We start from the raw sequence: 20,585 nt of genomic DNA on the forward strand, positions 1-20,585 counted from the left end.
TCCACCCATGATCGGCCGCAGGAGCCGAGAACCCGATCACGACCTTGGTACCCGGCTTGTCGTTGTCAGTGCCGCCCGCGGCCGCCGCAGGGGCGGCGGCGGAACTGGCAGGAGCCGCAGCGGGCTCATTACTGGTGCAGGCGCTCACGAGGGCGCCGGCACCGACGACCGCGCCGCTCACGAGGAAGCCGCGCCGGCCGACGTTCTTTTCCATGATCTCTCCTTGGGGTACAGCTGATCGCGCTAGATCGGGATGCCCAGCCCCAACGCGGCCGTCGGGCCGGCCGGGCGAACCGATTCGATCCCGAATACGACGGCGCCCTCGTCGCGTAGGCGCGCACGCCGGGGAAACCGCTTGACGATTCCTCGCATGACGAGGAGAGACGCCGAGTCGGGGGATGACCGCGGCACGGGGAGCCTCCGGGGTGTCAGGACGGCCGAGAGGGTGAGGGAGTCCCGTCCGCCGGCCGGGCCAGACGGCACGACCGCGACGGCGCCGAAGTCGGCGGGGACGGTGCCGTCGCGGCTCTGGCCGGTGGTCGGCGAACGGGACGCTTGGTGGACGCGGAAGGGACAGGTGACGCTTCAGAGATGCGGCGGGTGGTTGCTCCCTTCCGTGCCGGATTCCTACGGGTGGCGGATCGCGATGGTGGTGGGGTCGGACAGCACCCGCTGGATGACGACGTTGACCGCGCCTCGCGAGGCCGCGCCGAAGCCGAGGGTGGAGGCGACGAAGCCGCAGCGGTCGGCGACGACGGTCATGCCCAGCCGGTCCAGCTCCGTCTGCGCGACGGGGATGAGCCGGTCGGCGAGCCGGGCGAAGTATCCGCCCAGCACGACGATCCGCGGGTTGAACAGGTTGATCAGCAGCGCGGTCCCGCGTCCGAGCCACCGGCCCACCTCGGCGATGGCCGCGTCGACCCGGGGGTCCCCCTCGGCCCGCCGCTGCTCGATCTCCGCCAGCCGCTCCTCGGGGTCGCGCACGAGCGGCCGGCCGGTTCCGTAGGCGTGGTCGGGGACGGCCATGCGCACCAGCGCCGCCAACCCCACCTTGGTCTCCCAGCAGCCGGTGCTGCCGCAGCCGCACGGTTCGCCGGACGGGTCGACCATGACGTGACCCACCTCGCCCGCGAACCCGTCCGCCCCGCTGAAAGGGCGGCCGCCGGCGATGATGCCGCAGCCGACGCCGACCTCCCCCGCGAGGTAGACCAGGTCGGATGTGCCCATGGCGACCCCGGAGGTGTACTCGGCGAGCGCGGCGAGGTTGGCGTCATTGTCGATGGTGATGGGCACGTCCGCGGAGATGCCCGCGGAGACGAGCCGGTCGACCATCGACACCCGGTACCAGCCCAGGTTGGGGGCGACGACGACGGTGCCCGTGGCGGCGTCGACGAGACCGGGGACGGCCACGGTGATCCCGGCCAGCGCGACCCCGAGCCTGTCCAGGTCCGCGACCGCCTTCCCGATCACCTGGGCGAGCTTGTCGAGCGAGCGCGCGGTTCCGGCGCTCATGGCGTCGAAGCCGATCCTCCGGTCCACGAGCACCCGGCCCGCCAGGTCGGTGGCGAACGCGGCGACGTAGTCGACGTTGACTTCCAGTCCGAGGGCGCCCACCCCCGAGCCGTCGAGCGTGAGCGCGCGGCTCGGCCGCCCGACGGAGCCCGCGCGCTGCGGCCCGATCTCCTTGAGCAGTCCCCGCGCCTGTAACTCGCCCACCAGGCTGGTGACGGTGGTCTTGTTCAGGCCGGTCTCGACGGCGACCGCCGACCGGGAGCACTGGCCGCGTTCGCTGACATGGCGCAGCACAAGGGAGAGGTTGAAACGGCGGACCGTGGTCTGGTCGGCGGAAATTCCCGCTGACCGGCCAAAATCCCTCGGCTCGACTATGCGGCCGTCGGGCTGAGCGTGCTCCACGGCCCTCCCTTAATTACTTCGTATGGCTCGCCGAATTAAAGGCATACATGCCCACGTGAGACAAGCGGCGAGGGACCGCAATCTATGTAACATTCACGTAACGTGACGTTTCCGCTGCTGACCTGCCATGTCACCCTACGATGCCAACTCGTTATCTCGCAATGCAGTGCAAACCGGACACCTCCGTGTTACAAACCTCATTAATTGATCACGGAGATAAACGGAGGGCGGTGCCCGCGTGACGCAGGACCCGCGCCTTCTTCGCACGGCGAACGGCACCGCCCCGCCCACGAGCGCCACCGCTCTCCGCAGGGCCAACCTGTCATCGGTGCTGCGTCAGCTGCGCGACCATGTGTCACGTTCCAGAGCCGACATCGCCGACGCGACCGGCCTGCACCGGGCCACGGTCTCCAACCTCGTGGCCGAGCTTCTCGAACGGCGCCTGGTGCGGGAAGTGGGCATCGAGCACGTCGGCGCGGTCGGCCGGCCCCGGCGGGCCGTGGCGCTGCACGGCGCCCACGTCGGTGCGCTGGGACTGGAGATCAACGTGGACTACATCTCGGTGCACGGCCGGGACCTGCGCGGCCATGTCCTGGTGGAGCGCCGTGTCAGCTTCGACGCGGTGGGCGGCGGGCCCGACCGTTCGCTGCGCCGGCTCGGCCTGGTCGCCCAGGAGGCCATCGAGGCGATGGAGCGCGCCGGGGCCGTACCGGCCGGCGTCGCGGTGGCGATCCCGGCCCTGGTCGACGTGGCGTGCGGCGTCGTGAAGTTCGCGCCGAACCTGGACTGGCACGACCTGCCGCTGGCCGATCGGCTGTCCGCCGCGCTCGGCCCGCTCAGCGTGCCGGTGATGGTGGACAACGACGCCAACCTGGCGGCTCTCGCCGAGTACACCTCGGGCGTCGCCGCCGGTACGCCGCATCTGGTCTACCTCACCGGCGAGGTCGGCGTGGGCGGCGGGATCATCGTCGACGGCAGGCTGCTCCGCGGCGCGGACGGGTTCTCCGGAGAGGTCGGGCACCTGCCCGTCGACCCGGCCGGCGCCCGCTGCGGGTGCGGGCGGCACGGCTGCTGGGAGACCAAGGTGGGCTTGGCGGCGCTGGTGCGCACGGCCATGCCCGAACAGGCGTACGCGCTTCCCGGCCTGCCGGTGTCCGACCCCGAGGAACGGGCCGCGGAGATCGCCCGGAGGCTGGTCGAGGGTGACCGCGGCATGCTGGACGCGGTCGCGCAGGTCGGCCGGTGGCTCGGGCTCGGCGGCTCGATCGTGGCCAACCTCTTCAACCCGCGCGTGATCGTCGTCGGCGGCTATTTCGCCACGCTGGCCGAGTGGCTGCTGCCGCACGCCCAGGCGGAGCTGGAGCGACTCGTCGTGGCCAGCCCCGCCTCCCAGTGCCGGTTCGCCGCCTCCGACTTAGGTTTCGGCGCCGCTTCCCGCGGCGCCGCGAGCATGGTGGTCAACCACCTCATCGACGACCCGACGACGATCATGAGTTCGTTACCCAGGCCGACGCTTCCCTGACGGCCTCCCAGGACCTGGAGACGGCAACCTCCAGTCACCGCAGTATCCGTTCTCAGCAAGTGGCACCAAGCGCGGCGGCGCGCGCCATGCCCTGACGTCCCCCCTGGTCAGGAAAGGTTTCCCATGTCACCACGTTCTCGAACGTGGGCCGGACCGCTCACCGCGGTCGTGCCGGCCGACCATCTTCGCCTCCTACGAACGACGGCGGCGGCGATGGCCCTCGCCCTCGTCCTCCCCATCCTCACATTCCTGGTGGCCTCGCCGAGCGCCGCGAGCACCGCGAACACCGCGAGCGCCGTGAGCGCCGCGGACCCCGACTTCAAGGTGCTCGTCTTCTCCAAGACCACCGGATTCCGGCACGACGCGATCCCCGAGGGCATCGCGGCCGTCCAGAAGCTCGGCCAGGAGAACAACTTCGCGGTCGACACGACCGAGGACAGCACGAAGTTCACCGACGAGAACCTGGCGCAGTACCAGGCCGTCATCTTCATGTCCACCACCGGCGACCCGCTGGGCACGCAGGAGCAGAAGGACGCCTTCCAGCGCTACATCCAGGCCGGCGGCGGTTACGCCGGCGTCCACGCCGCCTCCGACAGCGGCTACAACTGGGCGTGGTACGGCAAGCTGGTGGGCGCGTACTTCAAGTCGCACCCGGCGATCCAGCAGGCCACCGTCAAGGTCGAGGACCCGGCGCACCCCTCCACCCAGGGATTGCCGACGTCGTGGACCCGCACCGACGAGTGGTACGACTACCAGGCCAACCCCCGCGGCACCGTGCACGTGCTGGCGTCGCTGGACGAGAAGTCCTACACCGGCGCCACCATGGGCATCGACCATCCGACGGTGTGGTGCCAGGACTACGACGGCGGCCGCTCCTGGTACACCGGCCTCGGCCACACCAAGGAGAGCTACGCCGAGCCGAACTTCCTGAGCATGCTCCTCGGCGGCATCGAGACCGCCGCCGGCGCGGTGAAGGCCGACTGCTCGGCCTCGCAGAGCGGCAGCTACGACAAGGTCACCCTCGACGACAACACCTCCAACCCGATGATGCTGGACGTCGCGAAGGACGGCCGGGTCTTCTACATCGACCGGCTGGGCGACGTCAAGATCGTCAAGACCGGCGGCGGCACCGTCACGGCCGCTCACCTGAACGTCTTCACCGCCAACGAGAGCGGACTGCTCGGGCTGGCGCTGGACCCCGGGTTCGACTCCAACCACTGGCTGTACCTCTACCACTCGCCGGCGGGTGAGAACGTCGACCGGCTGAGCCGGTTCACGGTCACCGGGGACTCCCTCGACATGTCGAGCGAGAAGAAGATCCTGGACGTGCCGGTGCAGCGGGCCGAGTGCTGTCACCACGGCGGCGGCATGGTGATCGACCCCAAGACCGGCGACCTGTGGCTCGGCACCGGTGACAACAGCAACCCGTTCGCGTCGGACGGCTACGCGCCGCTCGACGAGCAGGCGGGCCGGTCCTCCTGGGACTCGCAGCGCAGCGCGGGCAACACCAACAGCCTGAGCGGCAAGCTGCTGCGGATCCACCCCGAGACGAACGGCACCTACACCGTCCCGTCCGGCAACCTGTTCCCCGCGGGCACGGCCAAGACCAAGCCCGAGATCTACGGCATGGGCTTCCGCAACCCCTTCCGGATGGGCCTGGACCCCAAGACGGGCCGTCCCATGGTCGCCGAGTACGGCCCCGACGCGTCGTCCGCGAACGCCGCCCGGGGTCCGGAGAACACCGTCGAGTGGAACCTGATCGCCAAGCCGGGCAACTACGGCTGGCCGTACTGCATCGGCAACAACAAGCCGTACGTCGACTACAACTTCGCGACCAAGACCTCGGGGTCGGCGTTCAACTGCGACGCGCCGGTCAACGACTCGCCCAACAACGACGGCCTGACCAACCTGCCGCCGGTGATCCCGGCGACGGTCTTCTACCACTACAACGCCGACGCGCAGAACTTCCCCGAGCTGCGCGGCGGGGCGCCGATGGGCGGCCCGGTCTACCGGTACAACCCCGACCTGCAGTCGACCAACAAGTGGCCGGCGTACTGGGACGGCAAGGCGATCTTCGGTGAGTGGAACAACGACCAGCTGTTCTCCTTCCAGCTCAACGAGGACGTCTCCAAGCTGGTCAAGATCAACCGAATCCTCCAGTCCCTGAGCTTCAAGAAGCCCATGGACATGAAGTTCGGCCCCGACGGGGCGCTGTACCTGATCGAGTGGGGCTCCGGCTTCGGCGGGGACAACGCCGACTCGGGGGTCTACCGCGTCGACTACGCCAAGGGCACCCGGCCGCCGGTCGCCCGCGTCTCGGCCGACAAGACCGACGGCCCCGCGCCGCTGGCCGTGCAGTTCTCCAGCGAGGGTTCAAGGGACCCGGACGGCAAGGCGCTCACCTACGCGTGGGACTTCGACGCCGACGGCACCACCGACTCCACCGACCCCAACCCGTCGCACACCTACACCACGGCGGGCAACTACAGCGCGGTCCTGACGATCACCAACACGGACGGCGTCACCGCCAAGGCCAGCGTGCCGATCGTCGCGGGCAACACCCGCCCCACGGTCACGCTCCTCCCGCCGCCGGACGGAGGGTTCTTCGAGTTCGGCGACCAGGTGAAGTACAAGGTCGCCGTCAACGACCCCGAGGACGGCACGATCGACTGTGACGAGGTCCAGGTCCAGGCGTTCCTCGGCCACGACAGCCACTCCCACCCCCTCGACCAGCACACCGGGTGCGAGGGCGTCCTGCAGACGCTCAGCGACAACGGTCACGGAATCGACGACAACCTCTTCTACGTGATCGAGGCGACCTACGCCGACCACGGCGGCTCCGGCGGCGCGGCCAAGTCGCTCACCGGACGGGGCCAGGTCATCCTGGAGCCCAAGCGCAAGCAGGCCGAGCACTTCACGCAGACCGGCCGGGTTCCGGACGGCAAGGGCACCGACGCCCCGGGCGTCCAGGTGGAGACCACCACCGACGCGCAGGGCGGCACCCAGAACATCGGGAACATCCAGGACGGCGACTGGTGGTCGTTCTCCCCGGTTCACCTGGGGAACATCAGCGCCATCCGGCTGCGGGCCTCGTCGGCCACCGCCGGCGGGACCGTCCAGGTCCGGCTGGGCGACCCGGTGAACGGGACGCTGCTCGGCTCGGTCGACGTGCCGAGCACCGGTGGCTGGCAGACGTTCACCGACGTCACGCTGAACCTGACCGACCCTCCGGCGCAGACCGGGACGCTGTACTTCGTCGTGCGCAAGCCGGCGAGCGCGGCGAACGACGCCTTCCTGGTCAACGCCAACTGGATCGACTTCATCGGCAAGGGCGTCACGGAGAACCAGCGCCCGACGGTGACCGTTTCGGCGACCCCGAAGTCGGGCACCTCGCCGCTGAAGGTCGACTTCACCGCGACGGCCGCCGACCCCGACGGCGACGAGCCGCTCACCTACAAGTGGAACTTCGGGGTGAACGGCGCGCCGGCGCCGACGACCGCCAACGCGAGCTACACCTACAACGCGCCGGGCACCTACACCGCGACGGTGACGGTGACCGACGCCAAGGGCGCGGTGACCACCGCCAAGGTCACGGTCAAGGTGGACGCGCCGGCCACGCAGTGCTTCACCGGCCGTTCCGACGACTTCCTCGGGACCACGCTCGACCGGGACCGCTGGTCGGTCGTCCGGGAGAACCAGGACCTGAAGGTCGCGGACGGCAAGCTCGTGATCCCGACGTCCACCACCGACATCTACAGCACCGGCGGCAACACGACGAACATCGTCGTGCAGCCGGCGCCGTCGGGGGCCTGGACCGCCACCGCCAAGCTCACGATGAACGCCCGCGACCAGTACCAGCAGGCGGGTCTGGTCATCTACGGCAACGACGACAACTACGCCAAGATGGTGCTGCAGGCGCGGGGGAACAACTCCCACGCCAACCGCGTCTTCCAGTTCATCCGCGAGGAGAACGCCGCTCCCAACGAGGTCACGGCGAGCAACAGCGCCCAGCTCGGGGACGCCTACCCCGACACGGTGTACGTGCGGTTCGTCAGCGACGGCACCAACATCACCGCCCACTACTCGTCGGACGGCGTCACCTTCACCGCCATGACGCAGACCAAGCCGCTCGCCGGGATGACCAACCCGAAGATCGGCCTGCTCTCGCTGGCCGGCGCCAATCACCCGGTGGTGGACGCGGCGTTCGACTGGTTCCACATCACGCCGGACGACAAGGCGACCAGGCCGGGACCGGACGACGAGTTCGACGGCACGGCCCTGGACGGCTGCCGCTGGGACGCCTCGGTGCGCCCCGACCCCGCCGCCGCGCGGGTGACCGGCGGCAACCTGGAGATCGACACCCAGACGGGAGACATCTACGGGACCGGCAACAGCAACCCGAAGAACTTCATCCTGCAGCCGGCGCCGGAGGGCGACTGGACGCTGGAGACCAAGCTCGACGCATCGGCGATCAGCGAGCAGTACCACCAGGGTGGTCTGATCGTCTACACCGGTGACGACGACTATGTGAAGTTCGACGTGGTCGCCGACAACGCCGCGGGCTCAGCGGTCTCGCGCCGCCTCGAGCTGCGCAGCGAGGTGGGCGGCGCCGTACAGGACCCGCAGCCGCAGGTGGGCAACCTCACCAGCGGCGTGTGGTGGCTGCGCCTGGTGAAGAAGGGAGACGCCTTCAGCGGCTTCTACTCCGCCGACGGCACCACCTGGACCGAGATCGCCGCGGACACCCCGGTGCGCAACAGCGTGGTGGCGAGCGGCGGCAAGGTCGGCCTGTTCGCCTTCGGCGCGAACCAGACGGCGTCCAAGACCGTCAAGTTCGACTACTTCCACCTGTCGACGGTGGTGGAGAACAAGGACAAGACGGCGCCGGTGACCTCCGCGGCGACCGACCCGGCGCAGCCGGCGACCGGCTGGTTCACCACGCCGGCGCAGGTCACGCTGACCGCCGCCGACGAGGAGAACGGCAGCGGCCTCGACCGCACGGAGTACCGCCTCGACAGCGGTGAGTGGACGGCGTACACCGAGCCGGTCGTCGTCGCCGGCGACGGCCCGCACACGTTCGCCTACCGCTCCGCCGACAAGGCGGGCAATGTCGAAGAGGCCAAGACCCTTGAGGTCAAGGTGGACACGACGGCGCCGACGACCACCGCGACGTCCGCTCCGGCGAACGACGACGGCTGGCACAACGGCGCGGTGCCGATGACGCTCGCCGCGACGGACCAGGCGTCCGGCGTGGCGTCCAGCGAGTACTCGCTGGACGGTGGCGCCTGGACGCCGTACACCGCGGTCGTCGACATCGCGGGTGAGGGACAGCACGAGCTGCGGTACCGCTCGACCGACAAGGCGGGCAACGTCGAGGACGTCAAGGCCGTCACGGTCAAGATCGACACCAAGGCTCCGACCGTCATCGTCACCGGGGTCGCGAACGGCGCGCAGTACGGCGACAGCCAGGACCTGAAGATCGCGTGGCAGGCCATCGACACCGGATCCGGCCTCAAGTCGGTCACCGGCACGCTGGACGGCAACCCGATCACGTCCGGGGCCGTCGTGCCGCTCTACCCGCTGTCGCTGGCCGAGCACACGCTCACCGTCACCGCCGTCAACAAGGCCGGCAACAAGACGGCGCAGACCGTCAAGTTCACCATCGCCACCTCGACCGTGGAGATGGGCAGGCTGATCGACCGCTTCGAGAAGGAGAAGAAGATCAGCCACAAGAGCGCCGAGAAGCTGCACAAGGCGCTCTGCGAGGTCCGCAAGGCCGAGGACGGCAACGGCCACGGCCACGGTCACGGCGACAAGGGGAAGGGCAAGGACAAGAACAACGACAAGAAGATCGTCAAGGCGCTCGAGGACTTCAAGAAGGTCGTCAACGACAAGAAGGTCGTCACCGACGCGCAGGTCCGGACCACGCTCGTGCGTGACGCCGACACGCTGATCGTCCGGTACGGCGGCACGCCGAAGAACTGATCACGAACGGGGCCGCGGCCCCAGGGGCGCCGGGCGACCGTAGGGAGACCCGGCACCCCTTGAACCCAGGGACGCCGGGCGACCGGAAGGAGACCCGGCGCCCCCTGCCCCCCAGGGACGCCGGGCGACCGGAAGGAGACCCGGCGCCCCCGCTGGAACCCAGGGTGCCCCGCGACACGCGTCGCGGGGCGCCCGCCCCTGTTCCAGCGGCCATCGGCACGAACCTTGCAAGCGCCCTGTAGGAGGTGGCGGTCATCGGCCAGAACAGGAAAGCCACGCCGGCCCGCGGCTCGTCAGCGTCCCGGAACTCCCCGGCCGGCGGTTCGCCCGCCCGCGGCCCGTCCCGAGCCGGAACCGCGTCCCGGGCCTGGAGAACGCCCCGAGACGGGAACGCCCCCCGTACCTGGAACGCATCCCGGGTGTGGGCGCTCGTGGCCGCGTTCGCGCTCGGGGCGCTGGTGTCCGGCGGCCTGGTCTTCGCGGTGACCGGGCCGAGCTCCACCGAACGGATGGCCGACCAGATCCGGGCCGAGGCCGCTCTGCGGGACAAGACGCAGGTCAAGGATCTCACCACGCTGGCGCGCACCACCCGCGACCGGCTCGCCCCCGTGCTGGAGGGACTGAGCCTTGCCATGCCCGGCGGCGACGCCGCCGCCGGTCCCGCCGCGGTGACCTCGGCCGACGTCGGCAAGTGGCGCGAGGCGGTCACCGCGGCCGTCGCGAGCTTCGCCGACCCTCCCTCGGGCGAGACCGCGACCAACGTGGCCAGGTCGACTCTCGCCTCCGCCGTACGGCAGCTCGCCACCACGGTCGACGCCTACGCGGCGGCGCGCGACCTCGGCGGACCGTCCGCCGCGACCGCGCTGGAACGCGCCGCGCGTCAACGCGCCGACGCGCTGTTCACCTGGTCGGTCGGAGCCACCGCGCTGGACGCGGTGAACGTCGACGTCGGGTACGGACACCAGCACGTCTTCCTGCAGACATCGCCCGGCGACGGGGCGCTCACCCCCGACGACGAACCCGAGGGGCACCACTCGTGAACACGACGCTCAGATACGCCATGACCGTCCTGCTGGCCGGACTCGCACTGCTGCTCGGCGCGCCGGCGGCCTCCGCCCACGGCGGGCCGATCAAGCTGGAGGTGGTCGGGGACGGCGCGCACAACGTCAACGTGCTGGTCACCTACAAAGAGGACGACCACCCCGTCACCGAGACCGTCACCGCGACGCTGCTCGCCACCGCCGCCGACGGCCGCTCCTTCGGCCCGATCCCCCTCAGGTCGTCACCCGAGGGCCAGAACCTCTACCACGCCGCCGAGCCGCTGCCGGGCGGCGAATGGCAGGTCACGGTGACCGCCACCGATCCCGCCAAGGCCCGCGAGACGGTCAAGGTGACCGTCAAGGACCCCGCGACCGGCGCCGAGCCGGCGGCACCCGCCCCAGCGCCGCTGAACAACGCGGCGGCACCCGCCTCCGGCGACGCGGCGGCGAAGGCCCGCTCCGCCGCCAACGCCGCGGCGTCCTCGCCGGACGACGGAGCCCCGGCCGGCACCCTGCTCATCATCGGCGTCGTCACCCTCGCGGCGGCCATCGGCATGGTGACCTGGCTACGCCTCGGCCGCACCCGCCTGACCCCCCGCCGCTGAACCGCCCCCTACAACAAACCGGCTAGCCCCCGGCCCCCATCCCAATCGCTTGATCACGACGTCGTCGCCGATCTCAAGGTGGTGAGCGGTCAGCCATCATGCGCTCGTCTCGCCTTTCTCGCCCTCTACGGGAGGACAGGGGTCATCCCGCTATGTCCTCCCACGCCACTTCAGAAGGCGGTGACCGCTGAAGGGGTGCCGATCCAGGCAAGCATGGGCGCGCCGTCTGGATCGTGTACGCCAAGAGCCGGCGCAGGCTCACCGACCACCGCTTCTGACGCCGGCGCGATAGCGGCCGGCTAGAGCGAGATCTTCCTCTCGTCGTTTTCGAGACCGCGGAGCGTCCAAAGTCCGTACAGTGCCAGCAGCGGTTTGACGATCAACCACTCGCCGGGACGGTAGTCATCCGCGCGCACGAGCCTGTCGGCGAGATCAGGGCGCTGGCGCCGCAAGTATGCGCGGGCTTTGAGCGCGTGAGCCGGCTGGGAGGCGATCTTGATCCGGTCGACGTCCTCGAGTAACGGGATCACGTTCGTAACGTTCTCCCATGTCGTTCTACTTTGGTCTTCGAGGAAAACCGTGCCGTCGAACTCGAGCACCGACTTCGCGTAGTCAGCCATCAACTGAGCCTCCGCAGCGCCGGTGCTGGTGGCACCACCGCTGAAAATCACGCGCGTGTCCCGCTTGTGGTCGGCAGCGATGGACCGAAGACCGACACGAACTCGCCAGCGGTTGATGAGGTTAGCCGTCGCTTGAGGGTTCCGGTATCCCAGTACGACCACAGCCTCAGAAACGCCCCCACTGTTCCCTGCAAGAGCTCGAGACCAGCGCCAGTTCAACCATTCTCCCCAGGCCAAGGCCACTACTCCGGCTACGGCCAATCCCGTCCGTCGTCGCATGCGGCGACTCTAGGGCACCCCCGGCACCAACCGGCGAAGACAGCGGCTACGCGACAAACAACGCGTACTGGTAGGTATTCACAGATCGCGTGTGTAGGCGACTTGGAACCACAGGGTGCGGCCGGCGTCGTGGTCCTGGACGGCCCACTTGCGCGCGAGCGCGTCCACGAGCAGCATGCCCCGCCCGCCCTCGGCCAGCAGATCCCCGCACACCTCGGGAGCGGTCTCGCCTCCGGCGTCGGTGACGTCGACCTGAACGAAGTCATGGAAGTCGGCGAGCGCCAGCGTGATCCGGCCGCCGTTCCGGGAGTCCGAGTGGACCAGCGAGTTGGTGACCGCCTCCGAGACCAGGAGCACCACGGTCTCCACGGCCGGGTGATCGTGCCCGAGTTTCAGTCTCACGAACTCACGGGGCGAATGCGACCGATTCCGGATAACCGGCCACTTCTGTCACTCCCAATAGGTTCCCCGTGATCGGCCGATCCGGGCTCGACGGAATGGCCTTAGGATTTGTCATGGATCGCACCTCTCCGTGCGCTTCAGGGACTCCTAAGGCGCGTGGCTCCACCCGCGGCTCCGCTTTTATCGCCGGCCAGGCGTACGCCCGCGCGGTCCTGCATGCCGGAAACCACCTTGCGGACCTCGAAGAACTAGTGATCGCGCGAATGGAACGCCATCGCAGGGGAGGTCATCGAGGATCGGGAGGACATCGTACGACTACGGCGGATTTTCGACATGCTCAGGGCCGCAGCCCTATCCGTGGACAGTTCGATCGAGCTTATAGAGAAGGCGGCGACAGAATGGACGCATTGATGTGGCGTAAGAGTTCTTACAGTTCCGCCAACGGCGGCGAGTGCGTGGAAATCGCGATGCTCCCTCATGGGGTGGCGATTCGCGACAGCAAGGACCCGGCGAAGGGCCATCTGACCGTGTCCGCCGAAGCATTCGGCGCGTTCCTGGCCGCGATCCAACACTGAGCCCTGGGAACTCGGCAGGCGGGTGGTGCGCAGGCGGGGTCAGGGCCAGGTGGTGTCGGCGTTCTCCTGGGGCGGCTTGGGGCAGGCGACGCCGAGGCGGTCCAGGAGGGTGAGGAAGGTCGAGGCGTACGGCGAGGTGGAGGCGACTACGGCGACCCGGTCCCAGTCGACCTGCTCCCTGAGCGCGCGCACCTGGGGCAGGATCGACCCGTAGTCGCAGCTGTGCTCCGACATGGGCAGGATCCACGAGATCACCAGATCGGTGGCGTCCAGCACCGGCAGGTTCAGCGCCGCCGTGTTGATCATGTCGGACCTTGAGATCATCTCGGCGGTGATCGGCCGCTCTTCGATGCGGAAGATGAGGTCGACCAGCCTGTCGCCCTCGTCGAAGGCCTTGACCAGCCAGTCCTCGGGCGGCTTGGCGGTGCGGAAGCCGACCGCGCTCAGCATCTCGAGCGCGCGGGGCACGTCGTCCTCGACGAGCACGAAGTCGACGTCGTGCAACGACGGCGCCGCTCCTCTCGCGTAGGCCGCGCATCCTCCGGCGAGGGCGAACCGCACCCCCTCGGCCTTGAGAACGGACCCGGCGCGCTTCAACGTGTCGATGATCGCGTCGGTGACCTCATGTGTGTGACTTCCCACCGGCTCACCCCCACTGGAGATCGTCCGTACCCGACTCGTTCCAGGTCAAACTCCGGGCATGGTCATGCCTAGCAGGGGTAGGCGGCGACCTATGACCAACAACCTCACCAGAAGACTGCGCAAGGAGGAACGGGCTTACGCGAACGGAAACGATCGGCCGCTCGGCTCTTACCTCCGCGTTCTCGGCGTGTACGGCGGCGCGGTGGCCGGGCTCGTGGCCGCCGGAAGGCTGACCGGCACGCGGCCGCCCGAGCACATCGCCGTGTTCGATCTGCTTCTCATGGGTGCGAGCACGCATCGGCTCTCCCGGACGATCACCAAGGACCCGGTCACGAGTCCGCTCCGGGCACCCTTCACACGCTACGCCGGGCTGAGCGGACCTGCCGAACTGAGGGAGGAGGTGCGCGGCCACGGCATCAAGCACGCCGTCGGCGAGCTGGTGACCTGTCCCTTCTGCCTGGCGCAGTGGATCGCCACCGGCTACGCCGCGGGCATGGTCTTCGCGCCGCGCCTCACCCGTCTCGCAGGGGCGACCATGACCGCCGTCGCGATCTCCGACTGGCTCCAGCTGGGGTACGCGCGGCTGATGCAAGCGGCGGAGGGCCGGGGAAACCGCCGCGACGGAGACCGCGGACAAGACGAAGAGGAGGAATGATGACGGAAATCTCGTTCGGCACGCCGCTGAAGGTCATACAGGAGAATCCCTACGGCAGGCAGCTGGCTTACGCGCTGACGGGCCTCGCCGTCTCCACCCTTCTCACCGTGGCGGCGAGCGTGGCCGGCGTCATCTGGCTGACCGTCCTGATGGGCCTGCTCACGTATGTCTCGCTCGGGGCCGTGCTGGTCCTCGGGCGACGGGCCGCGCGGGCGCACCGCCGGGAAGGGTACAGGACGCGTCGATGACCTTGAGTGATGTGACCGGGCACGACCCCGCCGGGCAGGACCCCGCCGCGCGCGATGCGCGGCAGGAGTCGGACGAGACCCACAAGGAGCGGGTGGACCGCGAGCTCGGCGAGCTGCTCCAGGGGTTACGGGTGGCGGCCACGGGTGTGCAGGTGCTGTTCGCCTTCCTGCTGACCCTTCCGTTCTCCACGGGTTTCGACAAGGTCGACCAGACCGGCCGGTGGCTGTTCTACGTGGCGATGTTGAGCGCCGCCATCGCGTCCATCTGCCTCATCGCCCCGGCGACGCAGCATCGGATCCTGTTCCGCAGCACGCTGAAGGAGCTGATGCTCCACCGGGCGAACCGGCTCGGCGTCCTGGGCGGCATCGCGCTGGCCGTCTCCATGACCTGCTCGACGGGGCTGGTCGTGGAGTCGTTCCTCGGCATCCTGCCGGCGGCGCTGCTGGCGGGCGGGGTGGCCGGTCTCAGCTGCTGGTTGTGGTTCGTGCAGCCGATGGTGTCCCTCGCCCGCAGGCGCGGCGAGCGCGGGGACCGTCCTGGCATCATGGGGCCCGAGACCCCGTGAGCGACGGAATCGGTCTTGCACCAGGGATGGCGTATTAACAAGAGTTGATCCGCTAACACGTTAATAGGGCATTTGTCAGGGCAGTGGGATGCCCATGGGTACACTTCTTTGGCTCATCGCCGTCGTACTGGTCATCGCCGGGATCTACGTCATCCTGGCCCGTCGCGATCTCCTCTGGGGGATCGTCCTCATCGTCGTCGGGTTGCTCGTCGGCCCGGGTGGCGTAAGCATCTTTCATCCGTAGCCACGCCCCGCGCACTGCGGGGCGTGTAAGAGGCGGAAACGGCGGACCGGCCATCCGGTCCGCCGTTTCGCCCGCATAGACCGCCGGCCATCATGGTTCCGGCCTTCCTGGCGCCGACCTTCGTCGAGCGCTGAAACACCATCTGCTTCCTCGGCTCACGGCCAGGAGATCCTCGCTCCCACGCCACGGGCCCCCGGCACACGCCGGGGGCCCGTGGCTCACATCGCGAGCTCCTCCGCTCACGCGCCAGAAGACATGTCGGCTCAGACCTCGGGGTCGTCGGCTCCCAGGCCGTACACGGCGTAGGCCCTGCGCAGCACGGGAAGCGCCACGTTGCGGACGCGCACGCCGCCGGGGGTCAGGCCCTTCTCCACCCCAGAGTGGGCGTGCCCGTGGATGAACAGGTCGGCGCCCTCCGCGTCCACCGCCTCGGCGAGCAGGAAGCTCCCGAGGAAGGGATAGATCTCCAGCGGCTCACCCGCGAGGGTGTCCTTGACCGGCGAGTAGTGGCTGAGCACCACCCGGTGGTCGGTGTTCAGGCCCTTGAGCGCCTTGTGCCACAGCTCGGCGATCTCGCGGGTGTGCCGGACGAACGCCTTCATCTGCGGTTCGCCGAACTCGCTCGCGCACTTGCCGGCGAACCCGCCGCCGAAGCCCTTGCCGCCGACCACGCCCAGCCGCAGGTCGCCGCACTCGATGATCGTGGAGTCGTCCTGCAGGACCTGGATGCCCGCGTCGCGCAGCACCGCGACGATCTCGTCCTGGGCGTCGGACTGGTAGTCGTGGTTGCCCAGGACGGTGACCACCGGGATCGGCAGGTCGCGGAACTCGTCGGCCACGACCCTGCCCTCCTCCGGCGTGCCGTGCCGGGTCAGGTCACCCGCGATCAGCAGGACGTCGGCCCGTTCCTCGATTCCGTCCAGCCTCCCGCGAAACCTCCCGCGGAGGTCCTCGCCGAGGTGGACGTCTCCGACGGCCGCGACTCTGATCCTCACAGGGTCTCCTCCTCTCCGGGCCCCCTGACCTCGACCACGGTGACCTCGTTGTGCACTCGCAGTCCGGGCGCGGTCTCCCCGGCCACGGCGGCCACGAGCCGCCGGCGCTCGTCGCCTTCCACCTGGCCGCGCAGGAAGAGCTGATCACCTCTGATGTCGACACGGATGCCGAGCTCGTACGTGCGCTCGTCCTCCGCCAGCGCCCGTTGCACGCGGGCCGCCAGATAGTGCGGAGCGTCATAGTGCGGAGCGTCGTGATGCGGGACGACATGATGTGGGGCCTCGTAGGACATCGTCTACCCCCCTCCGATCGGGTAACAGGTCTCGCATGCCCGCGTATCAGGCCACGAAACCGGGGAGGTTTGGTCCTCTCCTTTCAGGATAGAACGCTGCCTTAACAGCAAGTGCGGAAGAGCGCAAGCCTCTGAAGACAGGTCGCGCGGGAACGCGCGAAGGCATGGCCGGCGATCGACCTTGACAACCGTGCACCCTGCCCCCCGTGCACCTCAGTGACCGCGCGCCGTCCCCACGGCCCGCGGCCGTTCCCGTTCGCGCCTACGCTGACCGGCGCTCGCCGAGCGAGGTCACATGCGGATCGGCTCGCTCCCGGCTGTCGAGGCCGCGCGACCGGACGATCTCGCCGCGACGCGTTCACCGGACTTGGAGGAGACGCGGTGAAGATAGCAATGGTGTCGGAACACGCCAGCCCCCTCGCCACACTCGGTGGCGCGGACTCCGGGGGCCAGAACATCCATGTCGCCGCGCTGGCCCGTGGCCTGGCCGCGCTGGGCCACGAGATCGTCGTCTACACGCGCAGGGACGCCGAAGGCCTCCCCGAGCAGGCGCGGCCGGTGCCGGGGGTGACCGTGGTGCACGTGCCCGCCGGGCCGCCGCGGCCGATCCAGAAGGACGAGATACTGCCGTTCGTCCCCGATTTCGCCGACTGGTTACGGCGGCACTGGATGTTCCAGCCGCCGGACCTGGTGCACGCGCACTTCTGGATGAGCGGCCTGGCGGCCCTGGGGGCCACCCGGGGCCTCGCCATCCCCGTCGTCCAGACCTTCCACGCCCTCGGCGTGGTCAAGCAGCGGCACCAGGGAGCCGAGGACACCAGCCCGCGTGAGCGCCCGGACGCCGAGCGGGTGATCGCCCGCCGGGTGGACAGGATCATCGCCACCTGCGGCGACGAGGCCAACGAACTGGTGCGGATGAACACGCCGCCCCGGCTGCTGCGGGTGGTGCCCTGCGGGGTCGACCCGGCGGTCTTCCGCCCGGACGGGCCCGCCGCTCCGCGCCCGCGCGGGCCGCGGCTGCTGTCGGTCGGGCGGCTCGTGCCGCGCAAGGGCGTCGGCACGCTCATCGACGCCATGCGGCTGATCCCGGGCGCCGAGCTGATCGTCGCCGGAGGCGCGTCCGCGGACCGGCTGGACGACGATCCCGAGGTGGGGCGCCTGCGCCGCGCCGCGTCCGAGGCCGGGGTGGCCGGCCGGGTGCGCTTCGTCGGCACGGTGTCCCACGACAGGATCCCCGCGCTCATGCGCTCCGCCGACGTGGCCGTCTGCGTGCCCTGGTACGAGCCGTTCGGCATGGTCGCCCTGGAGGCCATGGCGTGCGGGGTGCCCGTGGTGGCCTCCGCGGTGGGCGGCCAGTGCGAGACCGTGGCCGACGGCCGCACCGGCGTGCTCGTGCCGCCGCGCGACCCGCGCGCGCTGGCCACGGCCGTCAACACCCTTCTGCGCGACCCGCGGCTGCGGGCGGCGTACGGCAGGGCGGGGGCCCGGCGCGCCCGCACGCTCTACGGCTGGGAGCGGGTCTGCGCGGAAACCCTCGCGGTGTACGAGGAGGTCGTCGCGCCGCAGGCCGGCGCGGCCGGCGAGAGGAAGGCGTCATGAACGCGATATCGGGGGTGCCGGGATCATGAGCATCGCCCTGGTGTTGCGCGCGCTCGGCGTCGGCGGCCTGCTGACCGCCGTGCCGGCTCTGCGCGCGCTGCGCCAAGGCGGGCTGAACGTGGTGCTCGCCGCGCCCGCGGAGCTTCGCGACCTGGCCGTGCTGACCGGCGCGGTCGAGGGGTTCGTCCCTGCGCGCGGGCTGGAGGGGGTCGCCTGGACCGCCCGGCGGCCCGACGTCGCGGTGAACATGCACGGGCCTGGCCCGCGCAGCCATCTCGTGCTGATGGAGCTGCGTCCGCGGCGGCTGTGGGGGTTCACCGACCCGGCCCTCCCCCGGCTGAAGGGCCCCCGCTGGGAGGACGAGGAGCACGAGGTCGAGCGGTGGTGCAGGCTCGTTCGGTGGTACGGCTCGCGCGTGGACCCGGGGGATCTGGCGCTGCCCGTGCCGCTGGTCGCCAATCCGGCTCCCGGCTCGGTGGTGGTGCACCCAGGAGGGCGGGACTCGGCGCGTCGCTGGCCGCCGGAGCGGTTCGCCGAGGTGGTCAAGACCCTGACCGCCGAGGGGATGCGGGTCGTGGTCACCGGGACGCGGCGCGAGCGGCCCCTCGGGCTGCTGGTGGCGGCGCAGGCCGGGCTGGCGCCGCACCGCGTGCTGGCCGGGCGCACGTCCATGCGGGAGCAATGCGCCCTGGTCGCCGGAGCGCGCCTGGTCGTGAGCGCGCACACCGGAGTGGCGCATCTCGCGACCGCGTACGGCGTGCCCTCGGTGATCGTGTTCGGGCCGGACTCCCCCGGCCGCTGGGGGCCGCCCGCGGACCGTCCGTGGCATCGGGCGCTCGCGCGGGGCACGGACACGAGGGCCGTGACCGTGGAGGACGTGGTCTCGGCCGTCCAGGGGGTGCTGTCCGTGCCGTGCCGCTGACCAGGGCCTGAGGTTTGGAACGGCCCGCAGACGGTAGCTGAACCCGGGTCGGCACGAAGGCGGTGGGGGCGGCGCGGACGCGCCGATCGGTTCCCGCCGCCACCTGTCAGGAGCACACATGACGTCGGATTTGTCGGGTATGGGGAATATTCACCGGAAAGGGGCGCCGACGATGAGCGAAACACCGGAACAGAGGTCGGAGACGGGCAAGCCGATGGTGACCGCGACACCTCGGGACGTGATCCACATCCGCCTGGCGTCGTTCGTGATCTTTCTCGCGCTGGCCCTCGGCGCGCTCGCGCTCGTGGCCAAGGCGACCGTGGTGGCCGTCGTCCTCGGCGTGATCGCCGTGATCGCCGTCGTGGACATCGTCCTCGCCGTGCGCCGCCAGCGCCACCTGGGCCTCGGCCCGCGCTCCACCGGATGAGAGGCCGTGAGGTGCTGACGGACAAGGTCGTCGTGGTGACCGGCGCCAGCGGCGGCGTCGGCCGCGCGGTGGTGCGGATGCTCGGCGAGAAGGGCGCCAAGGTCGCGCTCATCGCGCGCGGCGAGGCCGGGCTGGCGGGCGCCGCGGTCGACGTCGGCGGCCGGGGCGGGACCGCCAAGGTGTATCCCGCCGACGTGGCGGACCACGAGCAGGTCGAGACCGCGGCCGACGAGATCGAGAAGGAGCTCGGCCCCATCGACGTGTGGATCAACGTCGCCTTCTCGTCGGTCTTCGCGCCGTTCACGCAGGTCGAGCCGGCCGAGTTCGAGCGGACCACGGCGGTGACCTACCTGGGATACGTGTGGGGCACCCGGGCCGCGCTGCGCCGGATGCGCCCGCGCAACAGGGGGGTCATCGTGCAGACCGGCTCCGCCCTCGCCTACCGCGGCATCCCCCTCCAGTCGGCCTACTGCGGCGCCAAGCACGCCATCAAGGGGTTCACCGAGTCGGTCCGCACCGAGCTGCTGAACGAGGGCAGCGACGTCGCGATCACCATGGTCCAGCTACCGGCGGTGAACACGCCCCAGTTCGACTGGGTGCTCTCACGGCTGCGCCGCCACCCCCAGCCCGTGCCGCCGATCTTCCAGCCGGAGGTGGCGGCGCAGGCCATCGTGTACGCGGCCGAGCATCCCGCGCGGCGCGAGTACTGGGTGGGCGGCAGCACGGTGGCCACGATCATCGGCGAGCGGATCGCTCCCGGCCTGATCGACCGCTATCTCGGCAGGACGGGCGTCCGGTCGCAGCAGACCGGCGAGAAGCGGCCGAGCAAGGTCGCCAACCTGTGGGCGCCCGCCGACGAGGACCACGACCACGGCGCCCACGGCGCCTTCGACGAGCGCTCCAAGGACCACAGCGTCCAGGTGTGGCTCTCCCAGCACCGGGGGCTGGTCGCGGCCGCCGGTCTGGGCGGCGTCGCGGCCGCGGCCGTCGCGGCTCTGGCCGCCCGGCGCTGACCGTCCGGCGCTGACCGTCCGGCGCTGGCCGCCGCCCGC

20 protein-coding genes and 1 pseudogene are annotated in these 20,585 nt (G+C 70.2%); 14 read left to right on the forward strand and 7 right to left on the reverse strand.

Annotated elements, in window-relative coordinates:
- Together ACFO60_RS22195 and ACFO60_RS22200 are read right to left on the reverse strand one after the other, a co-directional pair.
- Nucleotides 1-214 (reverse strand): annotated as a pseudogene (locus ACFO60_RS22195) (sugar ABC transporter substrate-binding protein); the annotation flags it as partial.
- A gap of 413 nt (nucleotides 215-627) precedes the next feature.
- Complete coding sequence (locus tag ACFO60_RS22200; RefSeq protein ID WP_380843016.1) at nucleotides 628-1,806, reverse strand: ROK family protein; 1,179 nt, start codon at nucleotides 1,804-1,806, stop codon at nucleotides 628-630.
- Nucleotides 1,807-2,152: 346 nt separating this feature from the next.
- Here ACFO60_RS22200 and ACFO60_RS22205 point away from each other — a divergent pair, with 346 nt between their 5' ends.
- The 4 genes from ACFO60_RS22205 (at nucleotide 2,153) to ACFO60_RS22220 (ending at nucleotide 11,066) form a co-directional block, all read left to right on the forward strand.
- Nucleotides 2,153-3,436: an ROK family protein gene (locus tag ACFO60_RS22205; RefSeq protein WP_380843018.1), complete on the forward strand. Its 1,284-nt coding sequence runs from the start codon at nucleotides 2,153-2,155 to the stop codon at nucleotides 3,434-3,436.
- Nucleotides 3,437-3,649: 213 nt separating this feature from the next.
- Nucleotides 3,650-9,421: a ThuA domain-containing protein gene (locus tag ACFO60_RS22210; protein ID WP_380843020.1), complete on the forward strand. Its 5,772-nt coding sequence runs from the start codon at nucleotides 3,650-3,652 to the stop codon at nucleotides 9,419-9,421.
- A 419-nt stretch (nucleotides 9,422-9,840) separates the two neighbouring features.
- Nucleotides 9,841-10,461: a hypothetical protein gene (locus tag ACFO60_RS22215; protein WP_380843022.1), complete on the forward strand. Its 621-nt coding sequence runs from the start codon at nucleotides 9,841-9,843 to the stop codon at nucleotides 10,459-10,461.
- Entirely contained in the window at nucleotides 10,458-11,066 is a 609-nt protein-coding gene (locus ACFO60_RS22220) for a hypothetical protein (RefSeq protein ID WP_380843024.1), read from the forward strand. Before ACFO60_RS22215 ends, ACFO60_RS22220 begins: the two co-directional genes overlap by 4 nt.
- A 299-nt stretch (nucleotides 11,067-11,365) precedes the next feature.
- Here the strand turns inward: ACFO60_RS22220 and ACFO60_RS22225 are convergent, their stop codons facing one another.
- Both ACFO60_RS22225 and ACFO60_RS22230 read right to left on the reverse strand, forming a co-directional pair.
- The gene (locus tag ACFO60_RS22225) at nucleotides 11,366-11,905 is read right to left on the reverse strand and encodes a YdcF family protein (RefSeq protein ID WP_380843026.1); all 540 of its coding nucleotides are present in this window, start codon (nucleotides 11,903-11,905) and stop codon (nucleotides 11,366-11,368) included.
- A gap of 138 nt (nucleotides 11,906-12,043) precedes the next feature.
- Nucleotides 12,044-12,367 carry an ATP-binding protein gene (locus tag ACFO60_RS22230; RefSeq protein ID WP_380843028.1) on the reverse strand — a complete coding sequence of 108 codons (324 nt, stop codon included), beginning with the start codon at nucleotides 12,365-12,367 and terminating at the stop codon, nucleotides 12,044-12,046.
- 288 nt (nucleotides 12,368-12,655) lie between these two features.
- On the opposite strand from ACFO60_RS22230, the gene ACFO60_RS22235 reads away from it, so the two are divergent.
- Nucleotides 12,656-12,778: a hypothetical protein gene (locus ACFO60_RS22235; protein ID WP_380843347.1), complete on the forward strand. Its 123-nt coding sequence runs from the start codon at nucleotides 12,656-12,658 to the stop codon at nucleotides 12,776-12,778.
- Entirely contained in the window at nucleotides 12,766-12,942 is a 177-nt protein-coding gene (locus ACFO60_RS22240; RefSeq protein WP_380843030.1) for a DUF397 domain-containing protein, read from the forward strand. The genes ACFO60_RS22235 and ACFO60_RS22240 overlap by 13 nt, the downstream gene beginning before the upstream one ends.
- A 39-nt stretch (nucleotides 12,943-12,981) precedes the next feature.
- Here ACFO60_RS22240 and ACFO60_RS22245 read toward each other — a convergent pair whose 3' ends face one another.
- Entirely contained in the window at nucleotides 12,982-13,584 is a 603-nt protein-coding gene (locus ACFO60_RS22245; protein WP_380843032.1) for a nucleotidyltransferase family protein, read from the reverse strand.
- A 91-nt stretch (nucleotides 13,585-13,675) separates the two neighbouring features.
- Between ACFO60_RS22245 and ACFO60_RS22250 the strand changes: the two genes are divergently transcribed.
- From ACFO60_RS22250 to ACFO60_RS22265, 4 genes are all read left to right on the forward strand, one after another.
- The gene (locus tag ACFO60_RS22250; RefSeq protein WP_380843034.1) at nucleotides 13,676-14,239 is read left to right on the forward strand and encodes a DUF1360 domain-containing protein; all 564 of its coding nucleotides are present in this window, start codon (nucleotides 13,676-13,678) and stop codon (nucleotides 14,237-14,239) included.
- Nucleotides 14,236-14,487 (forward strand): hypothetical protein, encoded by a 252-nt coding sequence (locus ACFO60_RS22255; protein WP_380843035.1) that lies wholly within the window; start codon nucleotides 14,236-14,238, stop codon nucleotides 14,485-14,487. The genes ACFO60_RS22250 and ACFO60_RS22255 overlap by 4 nt, the downstream gene beginning before the upstream one ends.
- On the forward strand, nucleotides 14,484-15,053 hold the full coding sequence (locus ACFO60_RS22260; protein WP_380843037.1) for a DUF6328 family protein: 570 nt from the start codon (nucleotides 14,484-14,486) through the stop codon (nucleotides 15,051-15,053). The genes ACFO60_RS22255 and ACFO60_RS22260 overlap by 4 nt, the downstream gene beginning before the upstream one ends.
- Before the next feature lie 94 nt (nucleotides 15,054-15,147).
- Nucleotides 15,148-15,297 carry a GPGG-motif small membrane protein gene (locus ACFO60_RS22265; RefSeq protein ID WP_189166679.1) on the forward strand — a complete coding sequence of 50 codons (150 nt, stop codon included), beginning with the start codon at nucleotides 15,148-15,150 and terminating at the stop codon, nucleotides 15,295-15,297.
- 263 nt (nucleotides 15,298-15,560) lie between these two features.
- Here the strand turns inward: ACFO60_RS22265 and ACFO60_RS22270 are convergent, their stop codons facing one another.
- Entirely contained in the window at nucleotides 15,561-16,292 is a 732-nt protein-coding gene (locus tag ACFO60_RS22270) for a metallophosphoesterase family protein (RefSeq protein WP_380843039.1), read from the reverse strand.
- Entirely contained in the window at nucleotides 16,289-16,585 is a 297-nt protein-coding gene (locus ACFO60_RS22275) for a BON domain-containing protein (RefSeq protein ID WP_380843041.1), read from the reverse strand. Before ACFO60_RS22275 ends, ACFO60_RS22270 begins: the two co-directional genes overlap by 4 nt.
- A gap of 381 nt (nucleotides 16,586-16,966) precedes the next feature.
- Between ACFO60_RS22275 and ACFO60_RS22280 the strand changes: the two genes are divergently transcribed.
- The 4 genes from ACFO60_RS22280 to ACFO60_RS22295 all read left to right on the forward strand — a co-directional run bounded on the left by ACFO60_RS22280 (nucleotide 16,967) and on the right by ACFO60_RS22295 (nucleotide 20,546).
- Entirely contained in the window at nucleotides 16,967-18,184 is a 1,218-nt protein-coding gene (locus ACFO60_RS22280) for a glycosyltransferase (RefSeq protein WP_380843043.1), read from the forward strand.
- Between the two features lie 25 nt (nucleotides 18,185-18,209).
- On the forward strand, nucleotides 18,210-19,106 hold the full coding sequence (locus ACFO60_RS22285; protein WP_380843045.1) for a glycosyltransferase family 9 protein: 897 nt from the start codon (nucleotides 18,210-18,212) through the stop codon (nucleotides 19,104-19,106).
- 172 nt (nucleotides 19,107-19,278) lie between these two features.
- Nucleotides 19,279-19,533 (forward strand): hypothetical protein, encoded by a 255-nt coding sequence (locus ACFO60_RS22290; RefSeq protein WP_380843047.1) that lies wholly within the window; start codon nucleotides 19,279-19,281, stop codon nucleotides 19,531-19,533.
- Entirely contained in the window at nucleotides 19,530-20,546 is a 1,017-nt protein-coding gene (locus tag ACFO60_RS22295; protein WP_380843049.1) for an SDR family oxidoreductase, read from the forward strand. Before ACFO60_RS22290 ends, ACFO60_RS22295 begins: the two co-directional genes overlap by 4 nt.
- The last annotated feature ends 39 nt before the right edge of the window (nucleotides 20,547-20,585 follow it).

It is taken from the genome of Sphaerisporangium dianthi (genome assembly GCF_042654065.1).
GTDB classification, from domain to species: Bacteria; Actinomycetota; Actinomycetes; order Streptosporangiales; family Streptosporangiaceae; genus Sphaerisporangium; species Sphaerisporangium dianthi.